This window comes from Pontibacter anaerobius (genome assembly GCF_026241195.1).
GTDB classification, from domain to species: Bacteria; Bacteroidota; Bacteroidia; order Cytophagales; family Hymenobacteraceae; genus Pontibacter; species Pontibacter anaerobius.
The window spans coordinates 373,276-384,369 of record NZ_JAPFQO010000006.1 but is presented as its reverse complement, the minus strand read 5'-3'; the positions used below and the strand labels follow the sequence as shown (position 1 = coordinate 384,369).

Sequence of the window (11,094 nt, the reverse complement as noted above, 5' to 3'; positions counted from 1 at the left end):
ATGTGTTTGAAGTCAAAGAATACAAAGTAGAGAAGGTGACAGAGAAATAAATTCATCACCTAACAAAGTGCAGCTTTAACCCTTGCTACGCTTCGGGCTTCGGCTGCACGAGTAGCGTTAGCAATCATTAAATCAAGACTGGATGAAATATATCTTTCTCCTTTGTTTTCTATTTATTTCTGTGTCTGCTCATTGCCAGACTAATGAATTACTGCTTTGGACCGAAGGCGATAAATTAACTTGGGATGACTTCAAAGGAGTACCTAAGAATACTGATTATGATGCAGGGTCAGCATTGATGATTTCTTATACTGTTTGTAAAAGAAGTGTATGGAATGGAAAAGTAATTCTAAAGGTGGACTGCACATTTGATAGAGATGTATCTTGGGTGTCAGGTGAAAAAACTGATTTGTTACTTAGTCATGAACAACTTCATTTTGATGTTGCAGAATTGTTCGCACGAAGATTAAGAAAAGAGTTTGCTGTAAATAAGTTAAACATCGATAATGTAGATAACAATGCTAAAAGTTATTCCGACAGAATAAGGCTGGAATACGAGAATTTCTCAAGCTTATATGACATAGACACGCAGCATGGAACAGTAAAAGAAAAGCAGTTAGAGTGGGAGATAAAAGTAAAAAAGGAGTTGAAGGCTTTGGAAAGCTACAAAAATAACAAGTGCTAACCAAGCGCAGCTTTTATGCTCGGCAACGCCTCGCACATCGCCTACACCAGTACATTATACGAACATGAAATATCAGCTAATCATTATTACTCTGGCTTTACTTGCTGCGCTTTCTTCTTGTAAAAAAGACAGTGAATCAACGATTTTCTATTGGAATGAAACTGGATGTGCTGCCCCCTGGAAACAGGACAGCGATGATACTGAGGAGGAGCGAAAAGCTGAAATAAAAAGATATTTAGAGAATCAGAACGTAAAAGTAGAGAAAATTGAGTTTGAATTTGATCAAGCCAAAATGCAAAATTGCTATGCATGCCACTGCACTACAGGCAGAATCATTGTAGTTAAGGTAGCATGGTCAGACATGCACATAATGAAACAACTAAACTTCTATCAATAACCAAAGAATCACTTGGTACAACACTGCACATAACGTTTGCAGAGAAATAGCTAGATTCATGGTTTTAAGTTCATGGTCATGTTCGTCTTGGGTGGAGAAGAATGAGCTCCAAAAACCGCCACAAACCATAAACCAACCCGTTAAACTTTCAATCGGTTTCGCCAACCCTGCCCCACTAAACCACTCTAACCCTGAAACTTCCGTAATAGAATACCATGGAAAACACGATGGAGATTTTAGTCAAAACCGAGGAGACCAGGCTCTACACGGTGGCCTACCCCAATCCTGGTAAAGAAACGGTTATATTGCTCCATGGCGGCCCCGGTGTACCAGACGGGTTGGGGCTGGTGGCCGAGTTTCTGAGCCGACATTTCCAGGTCATCACCTTCCACCAGCGCGGTACGCTAAGCTCCCCCTGCTACAACAGCGATTACTCCATGGGCGCATACCTCTCCGACATTGATAGCATTACCGCTCGTTTCGACGTGCAGCAGTTCCATTTGTTTGGCCACTCGTGGGGAGGACTATACGCACAGATCTATGCCTATCAGAACCCGCACAGGCTACAGAGCCTGTTCCTGTGCAGTCCCGCCTCGGGCACGGGCAGACAGTGGAAAGAAATGCTGCTTGAGGTGAGCAGGTATAATAAAAGCAAAAGCACACAGCAAGAGTGGCTGGGCATGATTAAAGATGCTTCGCTGGGCGTTTTGGGCAACGACAAAGCTTACGAAAGGCTGTTCACTCAGTTTTGCCTGAACTGCAACAAAGGCTACAACGTGAGCAACCCGGTTCCGGTCATGATAGACCATATTTACGCCAAACCCATCAACCGCACCAGCCTTGCCCTGCTACGCGAACCTATACTTGAACCCATGATTGACCAAGGCTTTAAATTTACCGTTACCTACGGCCAGGACGACATTTACGGCGACAGCAAAAAGTACGTGCGCGAGCGCTACCCTTACGCAAACTATATCACCATTCCGCAGAGCAGTCATTTCGCCTGGCTTCAGAACGAACCTGCGTTTTATGATATTCTCTCGGAGCACTATAACCTTTCCAGCTAACGAAATTTCTACGTTGCCCAAACCAAACTATAAACTTCCGGTTTAATGCATGTTACACATCTGGAAATTTTCACCGTACCAGCCACGTATACGCTTTAATTAAATCCTATACCTATGACCGTAGAAGCAGCCCGACCCGAAGAAAGTTTTTTAGATGCCGCCCGAAAAGGAGACGTGGCTTACCTGAAGCAAGCCATTGCAGATGGCATTGCTATAGATACCCGCGACGGCAGAGGCTATACGGCCCTGCTGCTAGCCAGCTACAACGGCAACCTGGAGGCGGTAAAACTGCTTCTGGAGTCCGGGGCGGATGTGAATGCAGGCGATGAGGCCGGTAACACGGCTTTGATGGGTGTTAGCTTTAAAGGCTACGACGACATTGCTAGGCTGCTGATTTCCAACGGAGCCGACCTGAACCATCAAACCGGCAACGGCGGCACAGCCTTGATGTTCGCCGCTTTATTCGGAAAAAATGAACTGGTAAAAACCTTGTTGGAAAGCGGAGCCGATGTTACCAAGCAGGATGTCCGCGGCTTCACGGCTTTTGGTCTGGCCCTACAGCAAGGCAACGACGAAGCCATAGAGTTATTTAAGCAGCACTCGCAGCAGGTAGGCTGAATTATATTTTTTAAAGGCTAATCCTGGTGAGGTAAGTATACTTACGCCTCCTGCTTCTGCTCCAGCTGGAATAAGGCGGCAAGGCCATTCAGCAGTTCCTCCGATTCTCCGCGCAGGCAGGCAGCTTTCAGTTCTATGGCAGGCAGTTTCACGATCTTGTTCAGCATACTTTTGGTTATGGCCTCCACAGCGGCTTTTTCTGCCTCTCCCAGGTTTTTAAGGTAGCGGGCCAACTCCTGCTGGCGAATCTCCTCCAGGCGGTTTTTAAACTGCTGCAGCGCCGGCGACATCTCCATCTCCTTCGTCCATACTTTAAACTCGGCCATGGCATCCACCACGATCTGCTTCACGGCCGGCACCGATGCCAGGCGCATTTTCAGGGCAGCTGTGGCCCGGTTGCGTATGTTGTCAATGTTCAGCACGCGTACACCTTCCAGCGCTTCCAGTTCGGCATCAATGCTGCGCGGCATCGATAGATCTATAAAAAACTTCGGCGTGCGCAGCGGTTGACCATTGAGAGCGGCTTTGCTGATGAAAAAGCATTCGCCGGGCACAGAGGAGACCACCACATCGGCACGTTTTATCTCCTCCCATACCTGCTCCCAATACACGGCAGTGGCACCTGTTTTCTGTGCCAGCTCCAGCGCTTTATGGTGTGTTCTGTTGGCAATCACAATGTTTCTTACAGAAGACTTCTGAAAGTTGTCGCATACATCAGCGCCAATCTCCCCCACCCCGATCATGAGCACGCGCGGGTTTTCCATACCTTTTGTCAGTTCCTCTACCAGCTCCACCGTGGCATAAGACACAGAGGCCGCACCATCGCGAAAGGCAGTTTCATTTACTGCTTGTTTGTTGGCGGCAAAAATGGTGTGCATCAGGCGGTGCAGGAACGGTCCGGCCATGTTGGCATCTGCCGCCCACTGGTAGGCCTTCTTCACCTGGTTCAGTATCTGCATATCGCCCACCACCTGCGACTCCAGCCCCAATGAAACGTAGAACAGGTGCTGCACGGCCTCCTCGTGGTCAGTTATACTTTTAAAGTATGGCGTAATCTCTTTGGTGGCGATAAAGCCCTTCTCCATTGCAATCAGCTTCACCAGCTCCTGCGAAAGGTCCAGCTCCGAGGCATAATATACTTCGGTACGGTTGCAGGTTGAGAGCACCAGCACATCACGGGCATCCGTAAACTCATTTATCTTGTCGAGCAGGTTCTTACAGGCTATTTCGTTCAGAGCCACTGCCTCACGTACGGCAATTGGAGCGATTTTATAGGATAAAGTAAGGGCCTTGAATGTGTACTGCATGGTGTTGTCTCTCATTTACCTTACAAAATTCTACATTTTCAGCCACCAGTAATATGACATTTGTCACTTAAGGGGGTGTATTATATCAGTTTTATCTAAAATTGGATGGGTTTATACTTCAAAATATCCAAATGTTCTTCAACATCAGCGCCACACTCGCCAGCTTTCTATTACCTCTATAGACTCTGCCGTGTGCAAAGTTCCTGAGAGCGAAGGGCTGCAGAACCGGGTCCAACCACCCCTGCCCTTCCTTATCCAAGGAGGGTGTATAGTAACACTTTAACAAAGTATAAGATCTATAGCTGCAGTTAGTACTTCTTTCAACCAGGATCTATACAAGATGACAAAACAAGAAGACCAACTGTGCTATATAGATGGAAAGCAAAGTGGTAAGTATGAAGCTCCCCTCCTTAATTAAGGAGGGAAAAAGGGGGGGGTGGACCAGATACTGCAAAAGAAAAGAGACGCAACGAGTTGCGTCTCTACAAGATAATTTATACTTAGGGCGGGCTTAATTCCGCATGCGCTCCAGCTTTGTTTGGTTAAGTATGGTGATGCGGCTGCCCTGGCTGTCGATCAGTTTCTCGTCTTTAAAATCTGCCAGTGTTCGGATTACCGTTTCTTTGGAAGCACCCACTATGCTGGCCAGGTCCTCGCGTGAGATGGCGATCTGCTTTATACTTCCTTCCTCCCGCTGGTATTGTTTCTCGACCAGCAGCAGGGCCTCTGCCACACGCTTGCGCACCGAGTTATAGGCCAGTTTCAGCAGCCGCTCCTCGCGGTCAGCCAGGTTATCCGACAGGATCTTGATGAACTTACTGGCCACATCGCGGTTGCGGTGCAGCAGCGAAAAAAAGTCCTCCTTAGGGATAATATATACTTCCGACTCCTCCAGCGCCATCGCCGACTCGCGGTAATGTGTCTCTTCCAGTAGGTCGAGGTAGCCAATAAAGTCGCCTTCCTTGTAAAGGTGGGTGATGTACTCCCGCCCCTCCTCGTTCGATTTAAAAGTCTTTACCCTGCCCTTGTTGAGGAAGAAGAGTGAGTTTGGTCGGTTGCCTTCCATAAACAGGTACTGCTTTTTCTTCAGCACCGACAGGCGGCGATCGGCGGAAATCAGCTGTTCCAGCTCCTCATAGCCTTTCGCTTCCTCTATAAACTCCTCCAATCCTTCTGCATTCTTCTTAAAGTCTGCTTTCAGGATCTCATTTTTCTTCAGGCGCATCTCAATGGCGTCCAGCAACTCCACATCATCAAAAGGCTTGGTCAGGTAGTCGTCGGCACCAAGGTTCATCCCTTTCCTAAAGTCTTCTTTCTCTGATTTTGCCGTCAGGAAGATGAAGGGTATACTTGCTGTGGCCACATCCTTGCTGAGCAGGTGCAACACGCCATAGCCATCCAGTTGCGGCATCATGATATCGCAGATGATCAGGTCGGGTTGCGCTTTCCGGGCCAGGTCTACGCCCACTCTTCCGTTTTCGGCCTCCACCACATCGTAGTTGGCCAGTGTCAGGATTTCAGCCGTGTTCTCCCTGATCTCAGGGTTGTCTTCTATCAAGAGTATCTTTTTCATACTTCAGCAGTGTTAGGAAAAGTTATAGTGAAGGTAGTGCCTTTATCGAGCTCACTTTCATAAGCCAAGGTGCCGTTCATGATCTCTATATACCTTTTTACGATGTTCAGCCCCAGCCCTGTGCCCTGTATATTGGTAACGTTCTGAGCCCTGAAAAACGGCGTAAACAGGTGCCCTTGGTCAGCTTTAGGTATACCGATGCCCTCATCTTTTACGGTGATGGTGATAGTGCTCTGATCAACGGAAGTGGTAAAGTATACCGTTTTGCCCTCGGCAGAGTACTTGCTGCCGTTAGAGAGCAGGTTCAGCAGAATGTTCTTCAGCAGCTGCTTGTCTACGGTCACCGTATCGTTTTCTCCAGAGTGGCGGTAGTCTATTTTCTGGCCTTCCTTTAGGTAGCCTTTCATCTCCTCCACTATCTCGCTGGCAAAAGGCACAAGGTTAAAGGTAGTAGGCACATTGTAAATCCTGCCTTCCTCAATCCTACTGATGGAGAGGAAATCGTTCAGGATAGTGGTCAGGTTGCTAACCGCTGACTTGATCCGGTCAACGTGCTTCTGCCTTTTATCATCGTCCTGCTCGGTTTTATACTTGCTCACCAGCGAGGCCGATGAGAGCACGGTGCTCAAAGGCGTCCGGAATTCATGCGAGGCAATGGTTACGAAGCGGGACTTCAGCTCGTTCAGCTCCCGTTCTTTCTGCAGGGCCTTGCTTATCTCCAGTTGTGCCTCCTCCAGGCTCCGGTTGGTATGCTCCAGCTTTTTAATGGCCTCGGCAAGTTCCTGCGTGCGCTCCTCCACCCGCTGCTCCAGCTCGGCGTTCAGTTTCTGTATTTCGGCCAGGCTCTTGGCATGCTCCAGGCTGTAGCGGATGGAGCGCTCCAGAACAAATGGGTCAAAAGTACCTTTTACCAGGTAATCCTGGGCACCGATCCGCATGGCTCTTTCGTCCGTTGCCCGGTCGCTTTGCCCGGTCAGCAAAATAAAAGGGGCTTTAGATCCCTCCTGCACCGCTTTCGAGATCAGTTCCAGGCCGTTATGCGCACCCAGGTAATAATCCACCAGGTACACATCATACTCATCCTGACGGATCTGGTTCAGCGCCTCATCATAAGACGAAGCCCAGCCGAGCGCAAAGTTACGCCCCGGTATGTCGTCCATTATATCCCGGGTGATGATGTAATCATCCTCATCGTCGTCTACCAGCAGAACTTTTATCTTTTCAGGCATAATTTGAGTTTGGAAGTTTGAGCGTTAGAGGGTATAGGAGTTAGAGTGGGAAAACGTTCTTGTACCACCCATCTTCAACTCCCTAATTCCTAAACCCTCCAACTTCTCAAGGTTTTGGCAGTTCTACAATCTCAAACCAGTACTTGCTCAGCGTTTTCATCACATCCACCAAGGAGGCGAAGGTAACGGGCTTGGTGATAAAAGAGCTCACGCCCAGGTCGTAGGTGCGGAGTATGTCTTCTTCGGCTTTGGAGGTAGTTAGTACCACCACCGGAATCACGCGCAGGAACTCATCTGACTTAATGTCCTTGAGGGCTTCGCGGCCATCTTTTTTGGGCATGTTCAGGTCCAGCAGAATAAGGCCGGGGGTCGGGTACTTCTCCTTATCAGCGTATTTACCCCGGTTGTGCAGGTAGTCTAACAACTCCTCTCCGTTTTCTACAAACTGCACCTGGTTTTTCAGGCGGCTTTCATCCAACGCCTCTTTAACCAGCATGCGGTCTTCCGCGTCGTCGTCGGCAATAAGTATCACTATAGATCTTCTGTTGTTGGCGCTCATAATAATTTTACTGAAGGTGCTTCTTGGCTAGTGTAATGATAAACGTTGTGCCCACTCCTGCGCGGCTACGGGCTGTAATATCGCCGCCGTGGCGAACCGCGATCTTGCGGCAAATAGCAAGCCCGATACCGGAGCCCTCATACTTTTGCCCCTCCAGGCGCTGAAATATGTTAAAGATCCGGTCCAGGTACTTCTCATCAAAGCCGATGCCATTGTCCTGTACTTGTATCTCCACCAGTTCATCGCCAGGCGTAGAGGTTAAGCGTGCCTTTGGCTGCAACTCCGTGGCAGTAATCTTCACTTCGGGGGTAACGCCCTCCCTGCGGAATTTAATGGCGTTGCTGATCAGGTTCTGGAACAGCTGGCGCATTTGCGTAGGATCGGCCTCTATGGTTGGAAGCGGTGTATGTTCTACCTTGGCTCCCGTTTTCTCAATTATTATCTCCAGGTCCGACAGTACTTCCTCCAGCACCTTCTCCAGGTTTACCATCACATACGGTTTCCCTTTGGAGGTTACCCTCGAGAAGTCCAGCAGGTCGTTGATCAGGTTCTGCATCCGCGAGGCTGCGTTCAGCATACGGTCTACGTAATCTTTGCCCTGGCTGCTCAGGTTTTCATACTCCTTGGTCTTCAGCCTGTCGCCGAAGGCCTGGATCTTACGCAAAGGCTCCTGCAAGTCATGCGACGACACGTAGGCGAAGTCCTGCAGCTCGCGGTTACTGCGCTCCAGTTCGGCAGCGTAGCGGCGCAGGCGCTCCTCGCTCAGTTTCTGCTGGGTAATGTCATGTATAAAACCAGTGTATACTTTGCGGTCCGTTAGCTGCACCTCACTTATACTCAGGTACAAGGGGAACACCATGCCGCTCTTTTTCAGGCCTGATACTTCGCGCCCGATACCTATAATGCGTTTCTCCCCGGTATCGTGGTAGTGGTGCATATAGTTATCGTGCAGGCTACGGTCCGGCTCCGGCATCAGCATGTTAATCTTCTGCCCAATCAGCTCGTGCTCCTCGTATTGGAAAAGTCTGGCAGCAGCAGGGTTCACCATTTCGATCACACCACGGGTATCAATGGTTATGATGCCGTCAACAGCCGTCTGAATGATAGAGTTGATCCTGCTCTCACTTTCGCGGAGGCGCTCCTCCGTTTTCTTGAGGTCGGTAATATCGTGCACGATTCCCGTAAAAATGGTCTTGTCCTGCAGCTTTACCTCTGCAATGCTCAGGAAAAATGGGAAAAGCTTGCCTGTTTTTTTCTTGCCCAGCACCTCGCGGCCCTTACCGATAATCTGCCCCTCTCCGGTTCTCATGTAGCGGGCTATGTAGCCATCGTGCAGGCTGTGGTCGGGTTCCGGCATCAGCAGGCTCACATTCTGCCCGATCATCTCGGCCGTATCGTACCCGAAAATGCGGGCGGCGGCGGGGTTCACGCTCTCCATTATACCACGTGTATCGATGGTGATGATACCATCCACAGCCGTTTCGATAATGGTCTTGAGCCTTGTCTGGTTGTCTACGCTTTCGTTTCTACTAAGAGAGTTATCTTCCAAAGTAAATGGCTTTTTTATAAAGATAAAGACTATTGCAGCAACTAGCAAAAGCCTATACTGCAATTAATAAATATAAAAAATGACCTATGTCACTCTTAGCGCTGACGCTGCTCATTTACGCCCATCTCCCATCTCCCTACCTTGTGTAGCGTTATTGCTGCGGCTTTTCGCCAGCGGGTTTATACTTTGCCGGCCTGCTTTTTAAGCGGCTGCGGCTCCTGTTTAAGCAGCAGTAACCTGGTTTATAAGTACGTTAAATCTTCTTTTTATACTTAGTACATCACAGCCACCATGGTACAAGACTCACCGCACACCTTTCACATCCCGGTTATGGGACTGGCCTTTTCTATTGATACCCCGCTAAAAGTGGCACGGTTTGGAATCTCCTCCGTAGCCTCGCTCAGCGATGATGCGCTACTGGAATGCACCCGGCAACACTACAGCCAGCTGTACCAAAAGCCCTACATACCCATTACCACTAAGGAGGAAGATTACAGGGCCAAACGCGTAACAGCTTTTCTGAACCTTACCGATGAACTGGTGGCGCAGCAGGTACAGGAAATGCGCCGCCAAAACTTCACCCCGGATTCTGACCTAACCAAATATTTCACGTTGCTGCCAGACCACTCTCCACTAAAGGCCCTTTACCTGCAGATGCAACAGGCAGAGAATCCCCCGCAGAAACAGGAACTGCAGCAGGAGCTGCGCGCCGCCGTGGTGGCCGGAAGTATAGATGTGAACATCATGACGAAGCTGGACCGTGTAAACTATGGAAAAGACGGTGAGCCGCTGCCCCAGGAGTACACGGATGCCCTGGCTGCACTACGCGGCTTTGCCCAAAGCACAGTACGCTCTTCGGTGGTTTTCTCGGCAGGCATGAACATGCGGCTGTATGGCTACCTCGATCAGTTCCCTTGCTTTTTACCAGATGCAAAAGGCGAGTTTGAGAAAAAAGTAATTATAAAAGTAAGTGATTACCGCTCTGCCATGGTGCAGGGAAAAGTCCTGGCCAAGAAAGGTATCTGGGTATCAGAGTTCCGGATAGAGTCAGGCTTAAACTGCGGCGGACATGCCTTTGCCACAGACGGCTACCTGATAGGCCCGATTCTGGAGGAGTTTAAGCGTAACCGCGGCGCGCTACGAGAGGAGTTGTACAGCCTGTTTAGTGCCGCCCTGGCTGCCAAAGGGATACATGTGCCCGTGGTAATACCCGCCCAGCGCCTGACAGTGCAGGGAGGCATCGGTACAGCACAGGAAGACATATTTCTGAAGCAGCACTACGGCGTGGATGCAACCGGCTGGGGTACGCCATTCCTGCTGGTGCCCGAGGCTACCACCGTGGATGAACCCACGCTGCAGCAGCTGGTTAAGGCAAACCAGGAAGACCTGTACCTGAGCCCTATCTCCCCGCTGGGCGTACCTTTTAATGCCTTGCGCGGCACCTCCAGCGAACTTCAGAAAAACCAACGCATAGAGCGCGGCAAGCCCGGCAGCCCCTGCGAGAAAAAGCACCTGGTTTCTAACACAGAGTTCACGGATGAGCCCATCTGCACGGCCTCCCGCAAGTACCAGCGCCGCAAGCTGGAGCAACTGCAGAAAATGCAGCTGGCACCAGAAGAATACAAGGCTGAAGAAGCGAAAGTGCTGGCAAAAGAATGCCTCTGCGACGGTTTGGCAACCTCCGCCCTGCTGCTCTTCAACATGAGCAAAAAGGCCGCCACCAAGGCTGTTACCATTTGCCCCGGCCCTAATCTGGCATACTTCTCGGGTATTTTCAGACTGCAGGAAATGGTAGGGCATATCTATGGCCGCTTTAATGCCCTAAACCATACTTACCGCCCGCATATGTTTATCAATGAGCTTAAAATGTACGTGGAATACTGGAAAAAGAAGAAAGACGAGCAACTGGAGGATCTAACAGACAAACAGCTCAAGTACCTGCAAAGCTTCCGCAGCAACCTGCAGGACGGCATCAGCTATTACAAACTGCTCCTCCCGACGCTTTTTAAAGATCAACTGGACCGTCAGGCTATCATGCTGGATGAGTTACTCGACTATGAGGAGCAGCTGCTGTTTGGCAACGTAGAAAATGCCGTGGCAATGTAGCTGC

Annotated in this window: 10 protein-coding genes; 5 read left to right on the top strand and 5 right to left on the bottom strand. The window is 49.6% G+C overall.

Annotated elements, in window-relative coordinates; all coding sequences use genetic code 11:
* The first annotated feature begins 142 nt into the window (after window positions 1-142).
* From OO017_RS10670 to OO017_RS10655, 4 genes are all read left to right on the top strand, one after another.
* Window positions 143-685 (top strand): hypothetical protein, encoded by a 543-nt coding sequence (locus OO017_RS10670; RefSeq protein WP_266052467.1) that lies wholly within the window; start codon window positions 143-145, stop codon window positions 683-685.
* Between the two features lie 64 nt (window positions 686-749).
* Window positions 750-1,082 carry a hypothetical protein gene (locus OO017_RS10665; RefSeq protein WP_266052466.1) on the top strand — a complete coding sequence of 111 codons (333 nt, stop codon included), beginning with the start codon at window positions 750-752 and terminating at the stop codon, window positions 1,080-1,082.
* A 215-nt stretch (window positions 1,083-1,297) separates the two neighbouring features.
* Window positions 1,298-2,149 (top strand): alpha/beta hydrolase, encoded by an 852-nt coding sequence (locus OO017_RS10660; RefSeq protein ID WP_266052465.1) that lies wholly within the window; start codon window positions 1,298-1,300, stop codon window positions 2,147-2,149.
* 114 nt (window positions 2,150-2,263) lie between these two features.
* Entirely contained in the window at window positions 2,264-2,767 is a 504-nt protein-coding gene (locus OO017_RS10655) for an ankyrin repeat domain-containing protein (protein WP_266052464.1), read from the top strand.
* A 41-nt stretch (window positions 2,768-2,808) separates the two neighbouring features.
* On the opposite strand, the gene hemA is transcribed toward OO017_RS10655, so the two are convergent.
* From hemA to OO017_RS10630, 5 genes are all read right to left on the bottom strand, one after another.
* Window positions 2,809-4,074 (bottom strand): glutamyl-tRNA reductase, encoded by a 1,266-nt coding sequence (gene hemA, locus OO017_RS10650; protein WP_266052463.1) that lies wholly within the window; start codon window positions 4,072-4,074, stop codon window positions 2,809-2,811.
* A 511-nt stretch (window positions 4,075-4,585) separates the two neighbouring features.
* Complete coding sequence (locus OO017_RS10645; protein ID WP_266052462.1) at window positions 4,586-5,647, bottom strand: response regulator; 1,062 nt, start codon at window positions 5,645-5,647, stop codon at window positions 4,586-4,588.
* Entirely contained in the window at window positions 5,644-6,876 is a 1,233-nt protein-coding gene (locus tag OO017_RS10640; protein ID WP_266052461.1) for an ATP-binding response regulator, read from the bottom strand. Before OO017_RS10640 ends, OO017_RS10645 begins: the two co-directional genes overlap by 4 nt.
* Before the next feature lie 106 nt (window positions 6,877-6,982).
* Entirely contained in the window at window positions 6,983-7,435 is a 453-nt protein-coding gene (locus OO017_RS10635) for a response regulator (protein ID WP_266052460.1), read from the bottom strand.
* A gap of 7 nt (window positions 7,436-7,442) precedes the next feature.
* Complete coding sequence (locus tag OO017_RS10630; protein WP_266052459.1) at window positions 7,443-8,984, bottom strand: sensor histidine kinase; 1,542 nt, start codon at window positions 8,982-8,984, stop codon at window positions 7,443-7,445.
* 291 nt (window positions 8,985-9,275) lie between these two features.
* Here OO017_RS10630 and OO017_RS10625 point away from each other — a divergent pair, with 291 nt between their 5' ends.
* Window positions 9,276-11,090 carry a nitronate monooxygenase family protein gene (locus OO017_RS10625; RefSeq protein WP_266052458.1) on the top strand — a complete coding sequence of 605 codons (1,815 nt, stop codon included), beginning with the start codon at window positions 9,276-9,278 and terminating at the stop codon, window positions 11,088-11,090.
* Window positions 11,091-11,094: the final 4 nt, after the last annotated feature.